The organism is Pseudoalteromonas distincta (assembly GCF_005877035.1).
In the GTDB taxonomy this organism is placed as follows: domain Bacteria; phylum Pseudomonadota; class Gammaproteobacteria; order Enterobacterales; family Alteromonadaceae; genus Pseudoalteromonas; species Pseudoalteromonas distincta.
The window spans coordinates 2360711-2386322 of sequence record NZ_CP040558.1; the positions used below are offsets into that span (position 1 = coordinate 2360711).

The following is a 25612-nucleotide window of genomic DNA, read 5'->3' on the forward strand; positions in this document are numbered from 1 at the left end:
TTTCGCCTTGCTATTGTGCTATTTTCTTAGCGCTATAATAGATCACTTATTTAATGCAACTGGTATAAATTGCTAAGAACTATATAACTTTTCAAATTTAATAATTATTTCCCCACTCTATACATGCGCTTAATATGACCAACATCATTATATTAAGTCGTAATATTGCCATTGCTATGTGCATTATACAAATGCTTTAAATACGTATTTAATTATAAATCAAATAAGTAAAATATCAGCTTAAAGTAATAGACCGGAACTTATGCAAAATCAGTTCAATTTAGCTGTCCCGTATTTAAACTTGATCTAGATCAATAAATACAATTATTTGTCTTATGAGCATAGAAGGAAGGACGCTATTTTTTGCTTTGTAGAGTGTAAGCAATATAATGACTGCAACAATAAAGGATGATAATAAATACAATGCACAATGATAAAAGCTTAAAAAATGAAGAAGTATACTTTGATGAATCACAAGAGCTGGTTTCCACTACTGATCTTAAAGGTGTAATAACATACGTCAATCAAGCGTTTTGTGCTGTAGCAGGATATAGCGCACAAGAGCTTATCGGTCAGCATCATAATATTGTTCGCCACCCTGATATGCCAAAAGCAGCCTTTAAAGAAATGTGGGCAACATTAAAACAAGAACACTCGTGGCGCGGTATGGTTAAAAACCGCTGTAAAGATGGCCGCTATTACTGGGTAGATGCCTTTGTAACCCCCATTTTTGAACATGGCCGACTTGTTGGTTATCAATCTGTAAGAACCAAAGCAAGCTCTCAACTTAAGCAACGTGCACAAACACTTTACAACAAAATAAATACCAACAAGTCATTATTTAAACTACGAGAACACACCACAATACGACAAAGCCTTACTTTTATAAGTCTATTATTTTGGCTGATTTTTATTGCTGTCGCGGCATCAATCACCATTGCTGCAATTAGCCTATTTATTTGTGCTTTAGTTATTGTGCTAAATTATGACGAACTCATTGTTACCCCTAAAATATTACGCGAACAAAAAGCAAAAGCCGATTCAATCTCTCGTTATATTTACAGCGGCCATACACCGCACAGTGTAAGTGATTATAGAGAGCAAATGCTAAGTGCAAAATTGCGCACAGTTCTTGGCCGTATGAAAGACTCAACATTAAGCTTTAATGGCATCGCGACTGATTTAGACAAACAATCAACACTCACCGAAAAAGGCATTTCTTCGCAAGGTGAGCGTTTAGAACAAATTGCATCAGCGATGACTCAAATGAGTTCTACCATTGGTGAAATATCAGTAAATACCGCTCAAACAGCTGATAAAGTGAATAACACCCATCAAAGTTGCTCAGAGATAAAAGACCACATTGCAGATAATAGTAAAATGGTATCTGACTTAGCTTCTCAAGTAGAACAAGCAGCAAATACAGCCACCAGCTTAGCCACTGAAGCAGATAAAATTGGTAAGGTAATGAGTGAAATAGAGGGAATTGCCGATCAAACTAACTTACTTGCTCTTAATGCAGCGATTGAAGCAGCTAGAGCGGGAGAACATGGTCGAGGCTTTGCAGTAGTCGCAGATGAGGTAAGGACTCTTTCGTCACGCACTCAAAATGCTACGACACAAATCCATAGTTCTATTAAAGAAATACAAGACACTTTATTTAGCTGGTCCAAAGTAATGCAAAGCACTAAAGCACAAGCCGATAACTGTGTTTTGACAACCGATAAAACCCAAGTTGAATTAGAGGGTATTTTTATCCAAATCAGTGAAATATCTCACTTGGCAATACAAATATCATCCGCTGCAGAAGAGCAACAAATGGTTAGTAACGACATTAGTAATAATGTTTCGCAAATTAAAGACTTTGGCGATAACAACTTAAGTTTAAGCTTTAATGTGGCAAAAGGTGCAGCTGAGCTTGTTGAAGGCTCACGTAGAGTGAACGATTTATTACTAACTTTTAAAGTTTAACAAACATAAAAAGCCGCTATTTTAGCGGCTTTAGAGTTTAATTATTTACAATCAGCGTTTGGTAAATATCAAAGCGTCGTCATTTGCATCAATAACAATCACGCTACCTGGTATGTAGTCCCCATTAAGTAGCTTTTGTGCTAGCGGATTTTCAATCGTTTGCTGAATAGCACGCTTAAGCGGGCGTGCACCGTACACAGGATCAAACCCACTTGCTGCAATTCGCTCAAGTGCAGCATCGCTTATTTCAAGCAGATACCCCATCTCTGTTAAACGCTCACGTAATTTCATTAACTGAATATCAGCTATTTCTTTTATATGCTCGTTTGCTAACGGGTGGAATACAACAGTCTCGTCAATACGGTTAATAAACTCAGGTCTAAACTCATTAATCAATACTTCCATTACTTTAGCTTTAAGGGTCGTATAGTCATTATTACCCGCTTGTTCTTGGATAATATCTGAGCCTAAATTTGATGTCATGATAATAACCGTATTTTTAAAATCAACGGTTCTACCTTGTCCGTCAGTTAATCGGCCATCATCTAACACTTGCAGTAAAATGTTAAACACATCTGGGTGTGCTTTTTCTATTTCATCAAGCAATATAACTGAGTAAGGTTTACGACGAACAGCTTCTGTTAAATAACCGCCCTCTTCATAACCCACATAACCTGGAGGTGCGCCCACTAGGCGTGCAACTGAGTGCTTTTCCATAAACTCAGACATGTCGATACGCACCATGGCATCTTCGGTATCAAACATAAAACCAGCCAGTGCTTTTGTAAGCTCGGTTTTACCCACACCAGTTGGACCTAAAAACAAGAAAGAACCAATTGGGCGATTAGGATCTGCAAGTCCTGCACGTGAGCGTCTTATTGCGTTAGCAACAGCAACGACCGCTTCATCTTGCCCTATTACTTTACTGTGTAACTTATCTTCCATTTGCAGCAGCTTTTCACGCTCACCTTGTAGCATTCTTGCAACAGGAATACCTGTCCAGCGAGATAAAATTTCAGCAATTTCATCCTCACCTACTTGGTTTTTAAGCAGAGTCATTTCTTGCATTTCGGCTTGTGAGGCTAAATCAAGTTTTCGTTCAAGCTCTGGAATTCGCCCATATTGCAGCTCTGACATACGCTGTAAATCACTTGCTCTTCGCGCTACATCTAAATCTAATCTTGCTTGTTCAAGCTCGGCTTTAATTACTTGTGTACCTTGAAGCGATGCTTTTTCAGCATTCCAAATTTCGTCTAGCTCACGATATTGCCCATCAAGGTCGGTGATCAACTCTTGCATTTCGGTGCGACGCTTTTGACTCGCCTCATCTTTTTCTTTAGCAAGTGCATTATCTTCTAATTTTAATTGGATAATACGACGCTCAAGCTTATCTAACGACTCTGGTTTTGAATCAATTTGTAATCGAATCGAAGAACCCGCTTCGTCTATTAAATCAATTGCTTTATCTGGTAACTGACGATCGCTAATGTAGCGGTGAGATAACTGCGCCGCAGCAACAATCGCGGGATCAGTAATTTCTACTGAATGATGTAGCTCATATCGCTCTTTTAAGCCACGCAATATTGCAATGGTATCTTCAACCGACGGCTCTTCAATGAGTACCTTTTGGAATCGACGCTCAAGTGCTGCGTCTTTCTCTATATATTTACGGTATTCATCAAGCGTGGTTGCGCCAACACAGTGTAACTCACCGCGTGCTAAAGCTGGTTTTAGCATATTACCCGCATCCATTGCGCCATCACTTTTGCCTGCACCCACAATAGTGTGTATTTCATCAATAAATAAAATGACTTGGCCTTCTTCTTTAGCCAATTCGTTTAACACTGATTTTAAACGCTCTTCAAATTCACCGCGATATTTAGCGCCCGCAACTAGTGCTCCTAAATCAAGCGATAAAACACGTTTGTTTTTTAATCCTTCAGGTACTTCACCATTAATAATACGCTGTGCTAAACCTTCTGCTATTGCTGTTTTACCAACACCTGGCTCACCGATTAATACAGGGTTATTTTTAGTACGGCGTTGTAGTACTTGAATCGTGCGGCGAATTTCGTCATCACGACCAATAACAGGGTCAAGCTTACCTTGCTCTGCTCGCTCAGTTAGATCAATCGTGTACTTTTCAAGCGCTTGGCGTGTTTCTTCGGCATTTGGGTCATCAACTTTTTGACCACCGCGAATCGCTTTAATTGCGGTTTCAATTTTAGTGGAGGTAATATTTAACGATCTGAATATATCGCCAAGTGGACCTTTATCGTCGCATGCTGCCAGTACAAACAATTCACTTGATATGTATTTGTCTTTGCGTTTTTGCGCATACTTGTCACATAGGTTAATAAGTGAAGCCATATTATTTGATAGCTGCACGTCGCCACCTACGCCTTCTACTTTAAATAGTTTTTCTATTTCTTGAGAAAGCTTGGTGTTAAGTTCATCTGCGCTGACCCCCGTTTGGGCAAATAACGCACGCACACTGGAGCCGCTTTGCTGCAGTAATGAGTACATTAAATGTACGGGTTCAATAAATTGATGGTCGCGGCCAAGGGCTAGCGATTGCGCATCAGAAAGCGCAGATTGAAATTTACTTGTAAATCTATCTAAACGCATGGTGTTACCTATTAAATAATCTAATTGCTTAATTAATGGGTATGTTTAGGTGTTTGTTCAAGGTGTAGAGAGAAATATAATAGCTAAAGGTGCTAATTACTTGCGCCAGATCAAACTTGCCATACGTCCGGTTTGTCCATCCCGTCGATAAGAAAAAAATAAGTCACTTTGAGAGACTGTACAATAGTCGCCGCCTGTAATATTTTTAACGCCTTGCTGGGTAAGTAAAGTACGCGCAATGCCATAAATATCAGCAAGATATTTGCCATTAGCTTGTGGTGTAAATGCTTGAATAAATGAAGAAGACCTTTTTTGAAATAACTCAAGCACTTCAGCCCCAACCTCAAATTGAGTTGGCCCAATTGCAGGCCCTAGCCAAGCATTTATATTTTCATACTTTGAGCTAAAACATTCTAAAGTATTTTTAATAATTCCCTGCTCAAGCCCTCGCCAGCCGCCATGTATAGCTGCAACTTCCTTCTCATCGTCACTCACTAATAAAATAGGTAAGCAATCGGCAGTCATTATAGCCAAAGGCTGATTTAATAACTGAGTATAAAGCGCATCAGCATTGTGTAACTTATTAGAGTCAAAATGTTCATCAACAATAACAACATCAGAGCTATGAACTTGATTTAGCCACACGGCAGGTTTAGGTAAGTGTTTGGTTAATAGTGAGCGGTTTTTTGATACATGATCTTGATTATCTCCAACATGGTATCCCAAATTGAAACTTTTAAATGGGGTTTTTGAAACACCACCTCCACAAGTAGTACTTAACGTTCCTACTTTATGAAGGTTTTGCCATGTCGCTGACAATAAGTGCATTATCTATCGATATCAGGATTAGCTTTAGTATCTTCACGTAGTGCATGTGTCATAGCAACCATATCATCAGGGATAGGTGCTTGCCATGTCATCATTTCACCCGTGATTGGATGCGCAATGCTCAATTTTACAGCATGTAGTGCTTGGCGTCTAAAGCTACGAAGTAACTCAAATAACTCAGGTGTTGCACCTTTAGGTGGACGCGGACGGCCGCCATAAGATTGATCGCCAATTAGCGGATGATTTAAATGCGCCATGTGGACACGAATCTGGTGAGTACGGCCTGTTTCTAGGCGCAGACGTAAACGAGTATGAGCACGAAATTTTTCAGCAACACGATAATGTGTAATTGCCGGTTTACCCAGTTCATGTACGGCCATATGCGTACGCTGAGTAGGATGACGGCCAATCGCTTTTTCAACCATACCACCTGCAGTCATAGTACCATTACACAGTGCTTCATATTCACGCGTAAAGTTTTCACGCTTTTGCAGCGCTGTTACTAAATGCGTTTGTGCTGGAATCGTTTTAGCTACAACCATTAAACCGGTCGTGTCTTTATCTAAACGATGCACAATACCTGCGCGTGGCACGTTAATTATTTCAGGGTAGTAATGTAGCAATGCGTTTAACACTGTTCCATTAGGGTTACCCGCACCTGGGTGAACCACTAGGCCCATTGGTTTATTAATTACCAAAATATCATCGTCTTCATAAACAATGTTTAATTTGATATCTTGTGCTTCATATTCGCGTGGTGCTTCAATTGTTGTTTCAACACTTACAACTTCACCACCTAGTAGCTTTTCGCGTGGAGTGTTGAAAATTTCACCGTCTACAGTGATTTTATCATCCAAAATCCACGTTTTTATACGAGAACGTGAATAATCAGGGAACAATTGTGCTAATACTTGGTCTAGACGTTTACCACCTAATTCGGTTGGAACGTCGGCTTGAAGAGAAATTTGCTCTGACATTAGTAACTTTACCCAATTTACCAGTGCAAGCTTTGCTCGACTGGGTTAGAATCGCTTTTAATAAAAGCATAATATAATACGCATAGTTTACTCGGTTTTACCGACTTGGCCTAGCCGAAGACATCGAAGGTAACAAATAAAATGATAAATAAAATAGGGAAACGTGCATTTGCCATTGTTTTTTCAGTTTCTGTACTTAGTTTAGGCGCTTGTTCGTCTGCTCCAGACCAAGAAGACATTCAACGTGTACCGAATAAGTCTGCACACGCTTTATATGAAGATGCAAAAGAAACGCTAGATTCTGGTTTATATGCTCGTGCAATTGAACTTTTGAGTGCAATAGACTCTCGCTACCCGTTTGGCCCATTCTCTAAGCAAGTACAAATGGACTTAGTCTATGCACATTATCAATCAGGTAATACTGAACAAGCGCTTGCAACCATTGACCGCTTTATTCGCTTAAACCCAAATCATAAAGACTTAGACTACATGTATTACATGCGTGGTTTAGTAAACATTAAAGCAGATAAAAATGCGTTCCAAGAGTACTTTGGTGTAGATAGAGCCGACCGTGATGCTAACCGTACTCGTGTTGCATTTACAGATTTATCGACATTAGTAAAACGTTTTCCAAAAAGTGATTACGCGCCTGAAGCTAAGCGTCGTTTAGTGTGGCTTTTAAACCGCATGGCACGTTATGAATTAAAAGTAGCAACTTACTATTACGAACGTGAAGCTTATTTAGCTGCCGCTAATAGAGGTAAGTTTGTTGTTGAGCATTATTCACAAAGCAGTTACTTAGATCCCGCGCTTGAAATGATGGAGAAAAGTTACGACCAATTAGGTTTAACTGAGCTTAGTGAGCACGCAAAGCAAACACGAAAACTAAATAAAAGAACTAAATAAAAGCACTAAATAAAAAAGGCGCTTACTAAGCGCCTTTTTACTACATAGAAAAACAAGCTTAAATCGCTTCTTCATCTTCCTCTGCAGTACGAATACGTATTACACGCTCAACATCTGTGACAAATATTTTACCATCACCGATTTTTCCTGTTTGCGCCGTTTTTACTATTACTTCAATTGCACGGTCTACATCTTCATCAGTCAATACAATATCAAGTTTTACTTTAGGTAAAAAATCGACCATATACTCTGCGCCACGATATAGCTCAGTGTGACCTTTTTGACGCCCAAAGCCTTTAACTTCGCTTACCGTCATCCCCGTAATACCTACATCAGACAACGCTTCACGCACATCATCTAACTTAAAAGGTTTAATAATTGCTTCTATTTTTTTCATATTAATTACTTTTGAAAGCTTCAGTTGCCTCGATTTTAGACAATCATGATGTTCATAGCAAACAAAGCGATTGAATTACGGTGATAAAACAACCGATCGTGGTATAATTTATTATATAAAAATAGCTATACTTAAATGACTAGCAGTAAATGAGATTAATATGAAAAACAAACAAAACGGGTTCACCCTTTTAGAACTCATGGTAACCGTAGCTATCGTTGGCATTATTGCATCAATTGCGATTTGGAATAGCAGCGATATGCTAGAAGAAAATAGAGCTGAGAATTTTTTGTTGGAATTAAAAAGAAATATTAGCTACGCCCGTGCTCAAGCTGCAAGTACGGATGAAATTGTTATCATATGCCCTGCTCCTATAAGTAAAGTTGAGATTAATCGATACTTTAAATGTCAAAGTTCATGGGGGGAGGATTCAATCATAACTCTCTTTGTAGATACTAATAATAACGGAATATATAACTGGAAAAAAGATACTATTTTACGCACCATGGAGCAGATAAATAGTATAGACAAGGTTAAATTTACTGGTGATAGTAGCCTTCGCTTTAATACTAGTGGGCGCATTACAACAAACCTAAACACCAGCGGTAACTTTGCTGGCTTTGTATACTGCCCCAATAATGACAATGAAAACAATAAAGCGCTGAATGTATCAGTATCTGGTACTGCTTTTTACCTTGGTGACACCACTGAAAAGTGTGATTAAAAAACGTACAATTATATCTTGTCATATTTGTATCATTTACTAGACTGAGTTAATCATTTATTAACTCAGGTCTTCAAGGATGAGATTATCAATATCAAAAAGTAAGGGAGTAACACTTCTCGAATTAATGGTATCTATGGCTGTTGTCAGTATTATCAGCCAATTATCTATGTGGTTTTACCCAGATTTTTTAGCTAAAAACCGCTTAGATAACCACGTAAACCTCCTACACCGAAATATAAATTATGGCCGTTTATATGCCATTGAAAATACTACTTACGTCACGCTATGTGCACTAAAAGACAGTCAATGTACTAAAGACGAGTGGAATGGCCAAATGTCACTCTTTATCGACAAAGATAAATCAACCTCGTTAGATGATGATGAACTACTCTTGAGTACTTTTGAGGAGATCCATGAAGCTGACAGTCTTAAATACCCTCGCAGCGCAATTACGTTTCGTCCTGATGGTTCTTTGAATGGTTTTCAAAATGGTACTTTTATATATTGCCCCAACAGCAATAAGGCCAACCTCGAGGGGTTGGCCTTATCAGTAAGTCAAACTGGCAGAATACGTATTAAATCAACTGATAAGTGCCAGAAGAAGTAATCTAGGCTATCGACCCCAGCAATAACCAATATCGGTGTCTCCTTTAGACCCTTTTGCACCTTTGAGACCAATATCAGTGATTGAAAGCTCTTTACAATCAGTATCTCCTTTTACAGCACCGTCTATAGGCTTAGCTGTAATAGTGAAGGTATTACTATCAACTACGCTGATAGATAGTTCAAAGTGACCATTTTCGGTTTTACTTTGTAGCCCTAAGTCAGTAAAGGATTGCGTATACTCACGATTATCTACAAAATATTGCTCCTCTTTATTTGCAGCATCTAACAATGCTGCAGCAGCTTCAGCGCGCGAAGCACGCTTTACATATTCTGTATAATTGGGCAATGCAATTGAAGCAAGTATGCCTACAATTGCAACCGCTATCATCAGCTCAATTAAGGTAAACCCATGTTGTTTCTTCATTTAATTTCCTTAATTATTAACTTCGTCATTTTCTTCACGTTTATAGATATATGTTTGTTGAGTTTTAAAGCCAAACCCTACTGCATTGTCATTAACCAATACAACTTTACCATCAACAATTGTTAAGCCAGGGCCCTTTATCTCAACAGGCTTCATTGGGTTTTCAGCATTTTCACCTTTGATACCCGGCCCAATTAGATAAAACTGACTTTCTTGTGTTACGTCAACTGTTGGGTTGTCATCACACTTACCATCTCCATTACCATCTACGCATGAAGGGCCTTCGCCAAAGTATAACTGAGGTGTATCTGGTACATCATAGCTGGTTGTAAATTTAAGGTCGTCATACACTTTCGTACCATAATGTAGGTGAAATGCGTATAAAGAACCACCACCACCACTTAGTGAACATTGGTTTTCAGTCGATGTATCTGATGCAGGTGTGAAACTTGTAAAATAAGCAACACCTCCAACAACTGTAGCAGCAGCTAGTGATTTTTCACCCGTTCCTAACTCATATCTCCAACCATTAAATTTAGCCAAGTCGACTTCTAAGTCAACAAAATCATCAACGTCATCTAGAGCATTACCAAATGGGTCTGAATTCATTTGCATCAAATCAGCAGGTACAATAGTATCCGGTGCATTCGTTTTATATGATTTAGTAACTGTATTTTCATCTCTGATCATAAACAGTTGATCTTTTTCATTGGTACCGGTTGGTTTTGAGCGGTTACCACTACCAATAACTATTGCATCATACGGCGTATCTAAGCGTGTTATAACGGTACTACCATCAACTGTTGTCTCGCTTACTTTACTATAAATGGTTCGTGCAACGAGTGGTTTGTAAAAAAAGCGTCTGTCCTCAGTTGCTTTATTACTGCCAAGCTCAGCTAATTTAAAGTGACTAAATTCACTAGTACTAGTGCCTGGCATATCTATACGCCAAATATCTCCACCAGTATCTGCCGCATAAATTCGGTCTATATATCCATCATAATCTGAGTCAAGCGTGGTAATATCTGCAGCAATACTATGCTTACCTTTAAAGCCATTAATATCGGGTGTTAATGCCCATACTCTTTTACCTGTTTCTGCTTCAACAATGTAAATACCTCGCCCTGTACTATCTTCACTTTTAATCACCGCATCTTTGTTTGTATCGTACCCAGCACCAAAAATTAATAAAGGCTTGTCACCAAATGCTTTAATGTAGGCTATTTGCGGTTTTGACCATGTTTGCGCAAGCTCTTTAAAATCACCTTTTCCGCCTTCTATTGGTGCGCTCCATAGTTTTTTAGGCTGATCGGGATTTGTTATATCCAGTGCGTAGTAGTTTTTACCACCTCGACGCATCCCTGCAAAAGCCCATACTTCATCATCACCACTCGCATCAATAATCCCGTCGTTTAAACCATCGCTATTTAAGTTTTTATTATTAAAATAAACGCTGATTGGACCATCCATACCATATTTTTTACCCGTTTCTTTGTTGCGCAGCGGTTGAATAATGCTGTACAGATCTGAGGGTATAAATGCCCAGCTTTCAGATACTTCATTATTTGTATCATCGTCTTTAAACATATGCAAAAAGCCAGCATTGGTACCAATAAGAATACGAATATCATCATTACCGTAATCAAGCGCAACAGGCTTTGAATGCAGAGGATCACCAAAAATATCATCTCTTTGATCCGTGGTATCGTTATCGTTATCTTCATCATCAACATCAATACCCATAGCCCATTTAATATCTGAACTAGATAAGCTAATTGGGTTATTAGTTATTAAATCAAGAATGTCACTAACAATCGATGTAGTAAATCGTACTATATCGCCTTGTTTATCTGTATATAGTGTTCTTCGTTCTTCTGCGTTGGTTCCTGTTAAGGTACTTAGTTGATAATTAACGCCACCTTGTGCTACTAAGTTCCCATCTGCTGACTTACCATCAGGAAGCCAAAATGTTTTTGCATCAGTGTCTATCAAACCATTAGAATCAAGCGCTACATTGCCTGCTGAATCAACTATGTTACTACCCGATACCTTTAACTTTTTTAAGTTACCGCCCCAGCGGGTATTTGTCTCTGGGTAAAACATTGCAAAATAAATAGCATCTCGACTACGGGTTTGATCTACGTTGTTACTAGCAACAGAGGGAGATGAAAAGCTATCATTTACTTCACGAATACGAGAAATTGCACTGTTTAATGATTCAGAAAGCTCATCTGGCGTACTTGCGGGCAAGTTTTCACCACCACCTAAAGAAGCAGCTCTGCGTAAAAGCTCTTGTCCGCTCGCACTCATACCAGAGCCAAAACCGATAGTATATAAACGGCCTGTTTCATGAATATCGGGAGTCGATGGGTATAAATCAACAGTAGTGTCGCTTGTACCATGAATAATTTTAGCCATTTGGTGTAGGTAACTACTGTAGTAACTATCCGTATTCCAGTTTAATCCTTCCCCAAAGTACTTCTCATGCTCTGCACTAATTTGGCTGTCACTATCATTATCACCAGATGGGTCGCCATCGGTCATATAAATGATATTTATCGAGTTGTCGCAGCGCTTAGCCTCAGCGGTGCTATCTGCAAAAGGCGATATGTAAGTATACTCATAATTATTTGTAGTTACATTTTCACACTCATAACTCCAGCGGCCTCTATTTCTAACCCAACCACATTCAAGCTGTGTAAACTCACTTCCAGTTCTTAACTCGACACTCGTATCACGTTCAAGAATTGTGGCCTCTAAGCCATATTGAACTTTTTGCCCTGTAATATATAAATAAGCTTCCCATAGAGTCTCAGTAAGCGGGGTTCCACCATCTGCAGGTAAAGATGCAACCGACGAACGTACAACTGATGAATCACTACCAACACCGTTAACAATGTAACCACCGGTCGTACTTTTAAAGCGCATTAAACCAAAGTCGATAGTATCTTCGTTATCAGAAATGACTTTATTCATCGCAAACTGCGCAGCAGCAAGACGGCTATCAATACATAAATTATATAAGTTTAAAAAATTATTAAAACCACAGTTACCACCACTTGAAGATGAAAAAGCCATGCTTCCTGATGTATCAAAAATCAGTAATACTCGGGGCTTTTCTTCAACATCCACATCATGATTAACATAAAGCTCTATATCTTCAGCATAAACTGACGCACTTATTGTTAAGCCAAGTAAAGAGGCTAACACTTTGTTTAATTTTAATTTCATATTAAATCCCCTTACTTATGCTAGCCATTTCTTGCGCTACACCTGTAACAATGGTTAGTTCATGCTTACTTTTAGAGCCATATTCTATTGTCGTGGCGACCTGTAACATATTGCACGATATACCTGCTGTAAAATTAAAGCGTCGAGGACACTCTAGGTCAAGCGCACCTTTGTTTAGATTAACCATTTTGCTTTGCATACCATCATGTGTTGCGATCACCATGCCTTCTTTATCAGAGGCTGCAATCGAAGTGACTTCATCTGGACTCAAAAAAAACTGATTATTCGCACCTTTATTTGCTTCATCAGAAATCATGCGCTGTACTTCGCCAATAAGTTCATTTTCGGCCACTTCACGCTCTTGCGCTGCATTGGTAATTTTAATATCAATACTACTACTGCTCATAAGAGTCACCGCTATACCCGTCACTGCAATTACCATTATTAGAGCAGTGATCAGTACTACACCCTGCTGCTTTTTCTGTGATTGTTTTAAATACGCCATAAATTTGATCCAACATTATTTAATCGAATAGTCGTGGTAAACACTGTGCGTCTGAAACTATCTGTGAATTTCAATTCACGCTTGTCTTCATCTTCACCTAATATGTAAGTTTGGTTTTTAATTTTAACCCCAGGGTCTGGCTCCAATGCGCGTATTAATAAAAATACCTGTACTGTTAAAATACCCTTTCGATTTTCCCAATCAGTGTGCTCCATACTTTTAATACTTCGGTATGTATCTACACGATTGTCGCTGTTTGTATCGAGACCAAAAACAAACCGCATGTTCTCAACGCCTTCCATAATAGTTTCTGTGGTGATATTCCCACCAACTAAGCGCTTTCTCATTAATGCAGGTACAGTTAGGTTCTTGTTATTTACTTTATATGTTTGCTCTGAAATATAATAAACATGATGGCTATACGGCCAAATAGAGGCATTAACAGAACTTCCTGTAATTTCACCTCGCTTGAATTGGGCTCTCTCTTGCTCCGCTATGAAATAGTTTTCACTCGTTTGAGTCTCAGCTTCAGTTAATTGATCACCTTGTAAAAACTTTAACTGAATAATATCGGTACCTTTTACTGGACTCGTTACGCAGTTTAGTTCTTTTGAAGCATCTGCAACCTTCGCATAAATAGTTCTAAAGTTACTCGCAGTTGCCAAATCAGGAAAACTACCGTTATTTAGTCCTTCAAAACAGTCATTTAGCGGGTTTGATAATGCTTCTGTGTTTACCGAAGTAAAAGAATCATCATAATAAGTGCCCCAAAAGCCAATTTGTTCAATATCACGTTGCATTATGTTAATTGCAAGGCGTCCTGATTCTTGAAGTTCACCAATAGTCATCGTATCTTTAGTGGTTACTTTCATACCTATATAGGTAAACATAACGCCGCCTAAAATTAACCCACCAATAAATAATGAAATCATCATTTCTACAAGTGTAAAACCTTTTTGCTTCATGTTAGCTCCTAAGGTAAATATAACTAGTTAAAACAACTAAACGGCGCTTTTTATCAGCCGTTCCACACTTGATGTCTCCAGTCGTACTATTTGCATTAAACTCTTGACGCCCTTGCCAAGATACAACGACCTCTAAATTAAATGCTTTACCACCTGTACCTGCAACTGCAGTAGCCGCAATACATACAGTTGCGTCATCTAAAGAGCCTGTGTTTTCCCTTGCTTTTATAGCTCTTTTCCATTGCTCAAGGTCTAGGGCTGCAACTTGCGCTGCGCTACAAGTGCTTGTAAAACACGTCTGTGAGGTTTTAGTTGAGGCTTCGCTATTAAATGTTTGGGTATATAGGCTCGCTATTTGCGGGGTATCGTTAGCACGGATACGCTGCACAATATCATTACCAAGTGCAACTGCAGCAGCACGCTGCATAGAATCAAAGCTTGCTTGCTTTGCTTTTGCTTGCAAAGCAACTGCGCCTAAAAGGCCAAAACTAAGAATAATAAATGCAATTAGCACTTCAATCAGAGTGAAGCCTCTTTGCACTTTTACGTGAGGTGATTGCATAATAAAACCAAATAAAAATTATCTGATTATAAGTTTATGTTATTTATTTGAGGAATCAATGAGGACTAAGACAAGCGGTTATATTTGTTGATAAACGGTTAATTAAACCTGTTTATTCAATAACACCGTTGATAATTAAGACTCAAATATATTTAAATCAGGGGGAGGTAATTGCAAGGTAAGCCTAAAGCGAATTTTTTACTAATTTAAGCTCACGGCGGCTCACTGGCAATAACTCACTGCACCCTTGTAGCTCAATCATATGATTGCCATTCGCTTTTGAATGCAAAGCAATTACTTTTTGTTTATTAACCAATGTATTGCGATGAATTCGCAAAATATGTGTAGGATATTGTAACTCTAATTGTTTTAGACTTTGTTCAAGTAAAGCTTCTCCACCACAGAATATCATTTTGGTATACTTTTCTTCTGCACTAAAGTACAAAACATCATTTATATCAACACTACGTAGAGTACCAGCTAGCTGATAAGAGATTTTTACATTTTGTTGTTTTTGAATATGTACTTTATTTAAACGCCCGACTTGCTTAAGCACCTTTTGCAATGATTGCTCTGAAATAGGTTTAACTAAATAGCCTGCAGCGCTTAATTGTAAAGCATCGAAGGCATGCTCAGGGTGAGCAGTTATAAAAACAATAGCAGGAGGTAGAGTTAAACTATTGAGCTCATTAGCAACTTGTAAACCATTCATACCAGGCATATCAACATCTAAAAAAATCAAATCCGGCGTTTGCTTTTTAGCCAGTACTAGGGCTTCATTACCATTACTTGCCTCGCCTTGTACAACTATGCTTTTATCATGTGCCAACAAACGAATTAAGCGCGATCTCGCAAGAGGTTCATCATCAACAATGAGTACGTTCATACACTGCCCTCAATTAACTTAGGAATAACGACCTTGACCCTAAACACATCATTTTTATTAGTAATTGTTAGCTGCGCTTTATTTTTATAATAAATATTTAATCGCTGGCGAATATTTTCAAGCGCCATGCCGTTATTAGGCCTAGTTTGAGCATTAGAAATTGTTATAGGGTTAGAAACAATCATGGTTATATAGCCGGTAGTTATATGTAGCTCTACTTTTATTTCTGCACCATGCTCACTTGTTTCAACACCGTGGCATACTGCATTTTCAATTAATGGCTGCAGGGTTAAACAAGGAATGTTCAATGCAGGTAGTTCATTGGGTATTTGCCAATCAACGCTTAAGCGATTACCGAAACGCCATGTTTCAAGTGCTATATATTGCTTACTCAGCGTTACTTCATCGTCAAGAGATACATTTTTCCCTGAGTGCATCGCAGCCTGCGATAAGGCGGCTAGTGCTAAAATAGCCTGCTCTGCCGCATCGGCATCATGATGGGTAAGCTCTGCAGCGGTGTTTAAACTATTATATAAAAAATGAGGACGTATTCTAGCTTGCAAGGCATCAAGCTCAGCTCGAGAAAGTGCTTTAGTTTGTTGCTCTTTTTCAAAATGAATTAATAAAAATTGGACGAATAAAGCCGCCAATAAAGCCACTATAATACAATTACGAAGTGTGAAATAAATTAAGTTATCTGTATCATCTATATCAAAAGCAAAATGGGAAAATAAAATACTAAAAATGCATGTAGATAATAAAAAAAAGATAAAAAACAAACTTAACTGAAAAATTTGAGTGCGCGTTTGTAAGAAAAATCTACAAAAGTATAAAGAAGAGGTACCGACTAAAACAATTAAATGCATAAATAAACTGATGATCCCAAGTCGAAGCCAAATATCTCCTTCTACATTGGGTGCAAAGGCTAAAACAATAGCAATAACTTGAGAAACAATAAGCGAAGCTAGTACGCCTCGCTCATTAAAAAGAGCCGAAAAAAGCAAACCATCATTTTTTAGTGACTTGCTCATAACGACTCTCCTATAATCTAAATTTTAAATTAACGTAGCTCTACAGGAACAGCAAATACGATATTCTCTTCTTCGCCTGGGTTTTCAACAACCTGCGTACCACCAAGATCTTTTAATCGGCTTATAACTTGTTGCACAAGTACTTCTGGCGCAGATGCACCCGCAGTTACACCCACTGATTTAGAACCTGAAACCCACTGCTCTTGCACATCAGTTGCATCATCAATTAAATAAGCAACAGTGCCCATTTTATCTGCAAGTTCACGTAAGCGATTAGAGTTAGAGCTGTTTTTAGCGCCAACAACTAATAGCACATCAACTTTGTCAGCTAAGTCACGAACAGCATCCTGACGATTTTGCGTTGCATAACAAATGTCATCTTTACGAGGTCCGTCAATTGATGGAAACTTATTGCGTAGTGCGTCAATAACATCTGCTGTGTCATCAACTGAGAGTGTTGTTTGGCTGCAATAAAAAAGGTTTTCAGCATTTTTTACATTAAGCGCAACAACATCATCAACGGTTTCAACAAGATAAATGCCACCGGCTGAGTTATCATATTGTCCCATTGTTCCCTCTACTTCAGGGTGGCCATGGTGTCCAATTAAAATACACTCAATACCTTTACGACTCGCACGTGTAACTTCCATATGCACTTTAGTTACCAGCGGACACGTTGCATCAAATACTTTTAAATCACGACGTTTAGCCTCGCTGCGAACCGCTTGCGATACGCCATGTGCGCTAAAAATAACAATACTGTCGTCAGGTACTTGATCAAGCTCTTCAACAAATACCGCACCACGGCTTTTTAGTCCATCAACCACATAGCGGTTATGTACTACTTCGTGGCGAACATAAATTGGCTTTTCAAAAATATCTAAAGCGCGCTCAACAATACTAATAGCACGGTCAACACCAGCGCAAAAGCCGCGAGGATTAGCTAGTAATATTTCCATTAACCTTCCACCTCAATAATATCAACTTCAAACGTTAAACGCTGGCCAGATAAAGGGTGATTAAAATCAATCGTTACCGACTCACCTTGCACTTCGCGGACTAAACCAGGAAGCTCAGTGCCATCAGGTTGAGTAAACGCAATAATTGCACCTACCTTAGCTGGTGTTTCTGGACCAAATTTACTACGGTCAACGTAGTAAATATTATCTGGGTTTGGCTGACCAAAAGCATCTTCAGGTTCTAATTCAAACGTTTTACTTTCGCCTGCAGTTAGCCCTAATAAACACTTTTCGAAGTTTGCCGTTAAGCTGCCATCACCCATTGTTAATTTAGCAGGTTTGTTGTGCACCTTGGTAGAATCAGCGGCAGAGCCATCTTCTAATTTAATAGAAAAATGAAAAATAACTTGCGAGTTTTCACCAATTACAGCTTGGCTCATGCTTTATGCTCCTTTGGACTCTCGCCGGTGAAGGCGTCAAATAACAATAATGCTGCGCCAATACAAATAGCGCAATCGGCAATATTGAATACAGGAAAATGTGAGTCTTTATAAAAAACGTGAATAAAGTCGATTACATAACCATACGCAATACGATCGTATAAATTACCAATAGCGCCAGCAAGTACCAATGCATAAGCGCCGCATAGTACTTTATTTGTAGCAGGTAAGCGTTTTAGCCACCATACAAGCAAAGCACTAATAGCAACGGCAATTGCACTTAAAAACCAACGCTGCCAACCACCCGCTTCACTTAAAAAGCTATAAGCAGCACCATAGTTATGCACATAAGTAATACTAAAAACAGGGAGTAAGTTTATAGACTCTTGATAAGCCATAGTCCCTACAACAAGTGTTTTACTGGCAAAGTCTATTACTAAAAGTAATAGACTCAACCAAAGCCACACTAAACCACTTTTTTGGGCTAGTTTGCTCACTAAGAATAACTCCTAAGCGAATTGACGCTTTTCACCTTCGCCGTCAACATTACTTACACAACGACCACAAATTTCAGGATGAGCAGGCTCAACACCTACATCTTCGCTGTAATGCCAACAACGCTCACATTTAGCAGCATCTGTTGCAGCAACGCTAATGAACAAACCTTCAATTTCGGTAGCTTGTGTATCTGCAGGCTGGCTATCAACTTCAGTAACATTCACCGCTGATGTTAACAATACAAAACGCAGTTCATCACCAAGCGCGTTTAATTTAGCGGCAAGCTCTTTACCCGTAAATAAATTCACCGTTGCTTGAAGTGTTGCACCAATTACTTCTTCTTTACGTGCAGCTTCTAATAAGCGGTTTACTTCGTCACGTACAGTTAAAATCTCTAACCAATCATCGTTACTAAATTGGCTATTTGTTGGCGCTTGTAAGCCATCGTACCAAACTGATGTAAATACGTAGTCACTACGCTCACCCGGTAACGCTTCCCATATTTCTTGTGCGGTAAAGCTCATAATAGGTGCCATCCAACGCGTCATTGCTTCTGCGATATGATAAAGCGCAGTTTGACAAGAACGACGTGCATGGCTATCACTCTTAGCTGTATATTGACGATCTTTAATAACATCTAAATAGAACGAGCCAAGCTCACCCGTACAGAAGTTCATTAGCTTTTGAGTTACTAATAGCATTTGGTAGCTGTCGTATGCGGCTAAAATCTCGTCTTGCAACTGAGCTGCGCGGCCAACAATCCACTTATCAAGCTCAACCATATCATCAACAGCTACTTGATCTGTTTCTGGATTAAAACCATTTAGGTTAGCAAGCAAGTAACGGCTAGTGTTACGAATACGGCGGTAACGATCGGCTGAGCGTTTAAATATTTCATCCGACACAGTCATTTCTGCCGTGTAATCGGTAGAAGCCACCCACAAACGTAGAATGTCAGCACCTAGTTTATTCATCACATTTTGTGGTGAAATAACATTGCCTAACGACTTAGACATTTTACGGCCGTTTTCATCAACGGTAAAACCATGCGTAAGCACTTGCTTATATGGTGCATGTCCATTAATCGCAACTGATGTCATCATTGACGACATAAACCAACCACGGTGCTGATCAGAACCTTCAAGGTATAAGTCAGCTGGACCAACCAAGTCTTCACGTGCATCTACTACACAAGCGTGTGACACACCTGAGTCAAACCATACATCTAGCGTATCTTGCACTTTCATGTATTGCTTGGCGTCTTCTTCACCAAGTAAAGTAGCTGGTTCTAAATCGTACCATGCTTGTATACCAGACTTTTCAACAAGCTCTGCTGCTTGAGCAATTAGCTCTTGTGTATTTGGGTGAAGTGCACCGGTGTCTTTATCAACGAACAATGCAATAGGAACGCCCCAAGTACGCTGGCGAGAAATACACCAATCTGGGCGGCTTTCAACCATGTTAGAAATACGGCTTTCGCCCCACTCTGGTAACCACTGCGTGTTTTTAATCTCAGCAAGAGAATCTTGACGTAAGTTAGCCTGATCCATACTTACAAACCATTGTGGTGTAGCACGGAAAATGATTGGTGTTTTATGACGCCAGCAATGCGGGTAACTATGCGTAAGCGCATGATGATGCATAAGCGCACCACGCTCTTGTAATACTTCAATTACGCTCGCATTTGCCTTAAATACGTGCTGACCTGCAAAAAGTTCGGTATCTGGTAAATAAACACCATTTGCACCAACAGGGTTAGCCACTTCAAGGTTATAATTTAAACCAGCCACGAAATCTTCTTGACCATGGCCTGGGGCGGTATGTACAACACCAGTACCTGAATCAGTAGTTACGTGTTCTGCAACAATCACTGGTACATTAAAATCATAAAAAGGATGGGCTACTTGCAAGTTTTCAAGCGCTGCACCTTTTACATACCCTAGTACGTGAAAGTGATTAAAACCAAAACGGTCCATAGCATCTTTAACAAGCTCAGAACCTAAAATTAGACGTTGTTGTACGCCTTCATCTTCAACCTGTACTAACGCATACTCTAAATCGGCATGCACAGCCACAGCGCGGTTTGCAGGAAGCGTCCACGGTGTTGTTGTCCAAATAACAGTACCAACACTGCCTTCACCTTTATGACCATCAGCCAAATCAAAGGCACTAACAACAGCACCTTGATCAACAAATGTAAAACGCACATCTATTGCTGGAGACTGCTTATCTTGGTATTCAACTTCTGCTTCTGCTAATGCAGAGCCACAGTCTGTACACCAATGCACAGGCTTTGCGCCTTTATGCAAATGACCTTTTTCAATAATACGACCAAGCACACGAATTGCATTCGCTTCAAAGTCAAAGTTCATTGTTAAATATGGCTTATCCCAATCTGCAAATACGCCTAAACGTTTAAAATCAACTTTTTGACCTTCAACTTGTTTTTTAGCGTATGCACGGCATTTTTCACGAAACTCACTCGCAGTAACTTTTACACCCGGCTTGCCTACTTTTTTCTCAACCATTAACTCGATTGGTAAACCATGACAATCCCAACCTGGAACTAATGGTGAATCAAAGTCAGATAATGTTTTAGACTTAACAATAATATCTTTTAATATTTTATTAACTGAGTGGCCTAAATGGATATCGCCATTTGCATACGGAGGGCCGTCATGCAAAATAAAGGTTTTTTTACCTTTCTTAGCGCTGCGAATTTGACCATAAAGGTCGTCCTCATACCATGCTTTAAGCATTTTTGGTTCACGTTGTGCCAAATTGCCACGCATTGGAAACGGTGTTTCCGGTAAGTTCAAAGTATGTTTATAGTCGCTCATTTATCCTACATTCCGTCTCTATCGGCTACCTGATTTAAACCAAAACACTGCTTAGCGGCAGCAACATCAGTTGCTATTTGCGCCGTTAATTGTGTTAATGTCTCGAATTTTTTCTCATCGCGAAGTTTTTCTATTAACTCCACATGCATAAATTGTCCGTAAATATCCTGTGCAAAATCAAAAAGGTGAACTTCTAATAATGCACGAGTTCCATTAAATGTCGGCTTATTACCTACATTTGCAACTCCAAAAATCTGTTTTCCTGCAATCGTTGCTTGCACTGCAAACACTCCGTTGACAGGACACACTTGACGTTTTAGGGCAATATTTGCCGTTCTAAAACCGAGTTCACGTCCTCTTTTCCAGCCATGTATAACACGCCCAGAAATAGCATAATCGTGACCAAGCATTATTTTAGCACTCGCTAAGTCACCGGATGCTAAAGCATCTCGTATTAAAGTGCTGCTTACTCTAGCATTTAATTGACGAAAGCTCGCGGTGCTTTTTACATCCATGCCCGCTTGCTTACCCATGCTAGCAAGTAAGTGAAAGTTACCTTGGCGTTGCTTTCCAAACTTAAAATCATCACCAACAGTAAGTGCTTTAACACCTAACTTTTTAATCAAAATCTCATTAACGAATTGCTCAGCATGCATGTTTGCAAATTGCTGATTAAAGCTAATGCAAATAACTCGCTCAATACCTAAATCACTCAATAAACGTAACTTATCTCGTAAGCGCGTTAACCGTGCAGGGGCATTGTTTTTAGCAAAAAACTCTTGTGGCTGGGGTTCAAACAGCATTACAGTGCTAGGCAAACGATGCGCTTTAGCATCGCTAAGTAAACCTTTTAATACTTCTGCGTGACCTAAATGAACGCCGTCAAAATTACCAATAGTTAACACACAACCAAAATGGTGTGGGCGAATATTGTGTATACCTCTAATTAACTCCATGCCACCTAATGCCTTGTTTAGCGAGCTATTAATTACGGCTAAAAAATGATTAAAGCCGCAGAGTTGCCGATTATAATCTTTTTTTTAGTTTGATTCAGTAATTGCTACACTTTTTATCGTATTTAGTCTAACGCCCATCACAAATAGCATTGCAAAGTAGCTAATACCTGCCAAAGCCACTAGCGCTACTAATAATATTACTTGCTGTGTAAAGGCCCATGTAGCCCAATAATAGTAACTGCTCACAAACCATGTGACAGCTCCCATAACAATACTTGCAACAACACATTTAAGTGTAAAACGCATACTCATTGATGAGAACTGGTATACATTTTCTTTTTTAAGCTGTCTGTATAATAAAAATGCATTGCAGCTAGCCGATAACGAAGTAGCAAGTGCCAACCCTAAATAACCAATGAAAGGAGCCAGCATAATGTTAAACACCATATTAAGTACTAAGGTAATAATACCAATACGCACCGGTGTTTTTGTATCTTGACGAGCATAAAAGCCAGGAGCGAGTACTTTTATTAGCATAAAGCTTACAAGACCGACCGAATATGCGACTACGCCTAAGCTTACAGCTTTGACATGATCAATACTGTCTTCTTTAAATGCACCGTGGTCGAACAACACGGTAATAATAAGTGGACTGATGATCATTAAACCTACCATTGCTGGTAGGCCTAAAAATATAACAAAACGAACTCCCCAATCGAGAGTATGCTGAAAGTCGCTACTTTTTTTACTGCTATGTAGTTTAGAAAGCGCAGGTAAAATAACTGTCGCAATACCAATACCAAATAATCCCAGCGGAAATTCAATTAAGCGGTCAGAATAATAAAGCCACGCAATTGAACCCGTCATCAGTAATGACGCAATCATGGTATCGAGCAACAGATTAATTTGACTAATAGAGACACCAAACAAAGCCGGTAGCATAAGTTTTCGTACTTTTTTTACGTTTTCGTCTTGCCATGCCCAGCGCGGACGCGCCAACATTTTAGCGCGATACAAGAACGGTAATTGAAATAGTAGCTGCACTACACCACCAACAAATACACCTATGGCAAGTGAATAAGCACCTACCGAAAATTTATCATGTAAAAAAATTGCACACGTAATAATAGAAACATTAAGTAAAACTGGTGTAAATGCAGCAACAGCGAAACGGTTATACACATTCATTACCGCACCACTAAGTGCAACTAAGCTTACAAAAAATAAATAAGGGAATGTAAGTTTAAGTAGTGAACTTGCAAGTTCAAATTTTTCGGCATTAGGTCCGCCTTGCCACCAATCTATAAACCAACCGGTACCAAATAATGCTGCAATAACAGGAGAAGCAACAACACCTATAATAGTGACAATTAGTAAAATGGTTCCTAATGTGCCTGCGGCTTGTGCAACAAAAAGTCTGACTTTGTCGTCTCCTTGCTGTTCTTTAATTTCACTTAGCACAGGTACGAATGCTTGTGCGAAGGCACCTTCTGCAAATAAACGGCGTAAAAAATTAGGAATACGGTTAGCAAATAAAAAAACATCAGCCGCTGCACTTGCGCCTAATAAATTGGCAACGACAGCATCTCGAACGAGCCCTAAAATACGCGATATCATAGTCATACAACTAACAATCATACCAGAGCGAAATAAACCTTTTGACACCTTAAACCTACTCAAAAATCCTCAAGATAGGCGATTATGCCACAGTCTTTTTTATAAATCGCTTTAAAGCACTAGGCTGGGGGTCTGTGCTTTGTTACAATGTCTATATTAACTGCTAAAGCGGCAAATTGATGCTCGTTATATGGTGCAGTTTTTCTTGGATTGTTAAATTTAAATTGACATCCATGATAGAAACAGGCATATTCCACGGCCTTTAATTTAAGCTTTATTTTAAGATTGTTAGGAGCAAACCTTGGCTAACATCAAGTCTGCAAAAAAACGCGCTATCACAAGCGAAAAAAACCGTCAGCACAACGCAAGCCGTCGTTCAATGATGCGCACTTACTTCAAAAAAGTAATTGTTGCTATTGAAGCGGGCGATAAAGAAGCTGCACAGCAAGCTTTTTCTGTTGCTACACCTATCCTAGACCGTTACGCAACTAAGGGTCTAATTCACAAAAACAAAGCAGCTCGTCATAAGAGCCGTATAGCAGCTAAGATTAAAGCTCTATAATTTGTTTTTGATAGAATATAAAAAACCGGCTTTTGCCGGTTTTTTTTTATCTAAGATTTAATCTCGTACTTTAATAACAGTCGACATAAATATTTAAACAGATTGGTGTCATACATTTTCCAAGTCTGGATAAAATTTCTTAAGCATTGCCGCTATTTTTTTAGGTGTAAACGGCTTCACTACAAATCCTTTAGCGCCTTTATCAATTGCATCCTTAACATTTTCAATACCTGAATGCGCAGATACCATTACCACATTTGTCTCAGGGCTTAATTCATTGATTTGTGCAATCAAATCTTTGCCATCGCCGTCCGGCAGTTCTATGTCTAAAAAAATGATATTATAATTTGCAGCCTGGCACTCACTAATACATTGTGAGGCAGTAGATGCTTCCTTTACGTTATCTATCCCTAAGTGCATGAGCGTTTGACTCAAAAAACTACGCACTGTGCTAACGTCATCTACAATTAAAATTGATAGCTGCGTATTCATCTTTATTCCTCGTAGGCTATAAGCTAACTTTAAGTTATCATAATAATTAGCTTAGTATATAAATTTGCTCATTTAATTATAGAGACCTACGGAAAAAAGGCCAGATTTGCTTTATGTCTAAAACCCCAAATAAACAGTCGTTGCTAGGTAAAGCACCAACAAGAAAAAAAACAGCGCAAAAAAGAAAGCCGCAACGCCCTACTCAGCGCTCTATACCCGCAGAGGAAAAAACAAACATAAACAATGGCACTAGCCAAAAAACAAAGTCAAAAAAGGGGCTATTTATATCTCTGGCCATTGTTATTGTAATAATTTTAGCTTTTCCAAAACCAACCTTGCTCACCTATAAAAAATTAGGGATGGTAAGTGAGAGTGTTTACTGGCCTGGACTTTTGGGTTACGGAGCTACTTTAATTGATTCCAACTTGCACCCCAACTATGATTCTAGCCGTGAATCCCTTTATTTATGCAGTGATTTACAAAAACCACAGAGCTGTCAAAAGTATCAAGTAATTGCTGACAATGGTTTGTTTTCGGCAATTGGCAGTTACTTTTAGCATTAAAAAAACTAATCTGAAAATTTAAAATTACTTGGTTGAAAGGT

General features: G+C 39.0%; 24 protein-coding genes. 6 read left to right on the plus strand and 18 right to left on the minus strand.

Translation table 11 applies throughout. The features are described 5' to 3' along the window. Positions 1-423: 423 nt before the first annotated feature. Positions 424-1971, plus strand: a complete 1548-nt coding sequence (locus tag FFU37_RS10545; protein WP_138489446.1) for a methyl-accepting chemotaxis protein — start codon at positions 424-426, stop codon at positions 1969-1971. 51 nt (positions 1972-2022) lie between these two features. Here FFU37_RS10545 and clpB read toward each other — a convergent pair whose 3' ends face one another. From clpB to rluD, 3 genes are all read right to left on the minus strand, one after another. Continuing rightward, positions 2023-4599, minus strand: a complete 2577-nt coding sequence (gene clpB / locus FFU37_RS10550) for an ATP-dependent chaperone ClpB (protein WP_138489447.1) — start codon at positions 4597-4599, stop codon at positions 2023-2025. A 96-nt stretch (positions 4600-4695) separates the two neighbouring features. After that, a complete protein-coding gene (pgeF, locus tag FFU37_RS10555; RefSeq protein ID WP_138489448.1) occupies positions 4696-5427 on the minus strand; it encodes a peptidoglycan editing factor PgeF in 732 nt (243 codons plus the stop codon). After that, positions 5427-6404, minus strand: a complete 978-nt coding sequence (gene rluD, locus FFU37_RS10560) for a 23S rRNA pseudouridine(1911/1915/1917) synthase RluD (RefSeq protein WP_002962209.1) — start codon at positions 6402-6404, stop codon at positions 5427-5429. The genes pgeF and rluD overlap by 1 nt, the downstream gene beginning before the upstream one ends. Before the next feature lie 141 nt (positions 6405-6545). On the opposite strand from rluD, the gene FFU37_RS10565 reads away from it, so the two are divergent. After that, positions 6546-7310 (plus strand): outer membrane protein assembly factor BamD, encoded by a 765-nt coding sequence (locus FFU37_RS10565; protein ID WP_002962210.1) that lies wholly within the window; start codon positions 6546-6548, stop codon positions 7308-7310. 58 nt (positions 7311-7368) lie between these two features. Here the strand turns inward: FFU37_RS10565 and glnB are convergent, their stop codons facing one another. Next, the gene (gene glnB, locus FFU37_RS10570; protein ID WP_002962211.1) at positions 7369-7707 is read right to left on the minus strand and encodes a nitrogen regulatory protein P-II; all 339 of its coding nucleotides are present in this window, start codon (positions 7705-7707) and stop codon (positions 7369-7371) included. Positions 7708-7867: 160 nt separating this feature from the next. Here glnB and FFU37_RS10575 point away from each other — a divergent pair, with 160 nt between their 5' ends. Together FFU37_RS10575 and FFU37_RS10580 are read left to right on the plus strand one after the other, a co-directional pair. Further along, on the plus strand, positions 7868-8431 hold the full coding sequence (locus tag FFU37_RS10575) for a GspH/FimT family pseudopilin (RefSeq protein WP_138489449.1): 564 nt from the start codon (positions 7868-7870) through the stop codon (positions 8429-8431). Between the two features lie 79 nt (positions 8432-8510). Further along, positions 8511-9041 carry a GspH/FimT family pseudopilin gene (locus tag FFU37_RS10580; RefSeq protein WP_024596577.1) on the plus strand — a complete coding sequence of 177 codons (531 nt, stop codon included), beginning with the start codon at positions 8511-8513 and terminating at the stop codon, positions 9039-9041. A gap of 6 nt (positions 9042-9047) precedes the next feature. Here the strand turns inward: FFU37_RS10580 and FFU37_RS10585 are convergent, their stop codons facing one another. The 13 genes from FFU37_RS10585 to murJ form a co-directional block, all read right to left on the minus strand. After that, the gene (locus FFU37_RS10585) at positions 9048-9464 is read right to left on the minus strand and encodes a type IV pilin protein (RefSeq protein ID WP_024596576.1); all 417 of its coding nucleotides are present in this window, start codon (positions 9462-9464) and stop codon (positions 9048-9050) included. Positions 9465-9473: 9 nt separating this feature from the next. Next, positions 9474-12695 carry a pilus assembly protein gene (locus FFU37_RS10590; protein WP_138489450.1) on the minus strand — a complete coding sequence of 1074 codons (3222 nt, stop codon included), beginning with the start codon at positions 12693-12695 and terminating at the stop codon, positions 9474-9476. A gap of 1 nt (position 12696) precedes the next feature. Then, entirely contained in the window at positions 12697-13200 is a 504-nt protein-coding gene (locus tag FFU37_RS10595; protein ID WP_024596574.1) for a hypothetical protein, read from the minus strand. Then, positions 13188-14165 (minus strand): PilW family protein, encoded by a 978-nt coding sequence (locus FFU37_RS10600; protein WP_138489451.1) that lies wholly within the window; start codon positions 14163-14165, stop codon positions 13188-13190. The genes FFU37_RS10595 and FFU37_RS10600 overlap by 13 nt, the downstream gene beginning before the upstream one ends. A 1-nt stretch (position 14166) precedes the next feature. Next, positions 14167-14727, minus strand: coding sequence for a type IV pilus modification protein PilV (pilV, locus tag FFU37_RS10605; RefSeq protein WP_024596572.1), 561 nt, complete (start codon positions 14725-14727; stop codon positions 14167-14169). 184 nt (positions 14728-14911) lie between these two features. Then, positions 14912-15613: a LytR/AlgR family response regulator transcription factor gene (locus FFU37_RS10610; protein ID WP_138489452.1), complete on the minus strand. Its 702-nt coding sequence runs from the start codon at positions 15611-15613 to the stop codon at positions 14912-14914. Then, positions 15610-16644, minus strand: coding sequence for a sensor histidine kinase (locus FFU37_RS10615; RefSeq protein ID WP_138489453.1), 1035 nt, complete (start codon positions 16642-16644; stop codon positions 15610-15612). The genes FFU37_RS10610 and FFU37_RS10615 overlap by 4 nt, the downstream gene beginning before the upstream one ends. Positions 16645-16673: 29 nt before the next feature. Further along, a complete protein-coding gene (ispH, locus tag FFU37_RS10620) occupies positions 16674-17603 on the minus strand; it encodes a 4-hydroxy-3-methylbut-2-enyl diphosphate reductase (RefSeq protein ID WP_138489454.1) in 930 nt (309 codons plus the stop codon). Beyond that, positions 17603-18043 carry an FKBP-type peptidyl-prolyl cis-trans isomerase gene (gene fkpB, locus FFU37_RS10625; RefSeq protein WP_002958231.1) on the minus strand — a complete coding sequence of 147 codons (441 nt, stop codon included), beginning with the start codon at positions 18041-18043 and terminating at the stop codon, positions 17603-17605. The genes ispH and fkpB overlap by 1 nt, the downstream gene beginning before the upstream one ends. Further along, on the minus strand, positions 18040-18540 hold the full coding sequence (lspA, locus tag FFU37_RS10630; RefSeq protein WP_002958230.1) for a signal peptidase II: 501 nt from the start codon (positions 18538-18540) through the stop codon (positions 18040-18042). Before lspA ends, fkpB begins: the two co-directional genes overlap by 4 nt. A 12-nt stretch (positions 18541-18552) precedes the next feature. Next, on the minus strand, positions 18553-21381 hold the full coding sequence (gene ileS / locus FFU37_RS10635; RefSeq protein WP_138489455.1) for an isoleucine--tRNA ligase: 2829 nt from the start codon (positions 21379-21381) through the stop codon (positions 18553-18555). A gap of 5 nt (positions 21382-21386) precedes the next feature. Then, complete coding sequence (ribF, locus tag FFU37_RS10640) at positions 21387-22337, minus strand: bifunctional riboflavin kinase/FAD synthetase (RefSeq protein WP_138489456.1); 951 nt, start codon at positions 22335-22337, stop codon at positions 21387-21389. A gap of 84 nt (positions 22338-22421) precedes the next feature. Further along, on the minus strand, positions 22422-23960 hold the full coding sequence (gene murJ / locus FFU37_RS10645; RefSeq protein ID WP_039487232.1) for a murein biosynthesis integral membrane protein MurJ: 1539 nt from the start codon (positions 23958-23960) through the stop codon (positions 22422-22424). Between the two features lie 295 nt (positions 23961-24255). Here murJ and rpsT point away from each other — a divergent pair, with 295 nt between their 5' ends. Further along, on the plus strand, positions 24256-24516 hold the full coding sequence (gene rpsT, locus FFU37_RS10650; RefSeq protein WP_002958225.1) for a 30S ribosomal protein S20: 261 nt from the start codon (positions 24256-24258) through the stop codon (positions 24514-24516). 108 nt (positions 24517-24624) lie between these two features. On the opposite strand, the gene FFU37_RS10655 is transcribed toward rpsT, so the two are convergent. After that, complete coding sequence (locus tag FFU37_RS10655; RefSeq protein WP_002958224.1) at positions 24625-25008, minus strand: response regulator; 384 nt, start codon at positions 25006-25008, stop codon at positions 24625-24627. Positions 25009-25121: 113 nt separating this feature from the next. On the opposite strand from FFU37_RS10655, the gene FFU37_RS10660 reads away from it, so the two are divergent. Further along, positions 25122-25565, plus strand: a complete 444-nt coding sequence (locus tag FFU37_RS10660; protein WP_024603734.1) for a hypothetical protein — start codon at positions 25122-25124, stop codon at positions 25563-25565. The last annotated feature ends 47 nt before the right edge of the window (positions 25566-25612 follow it).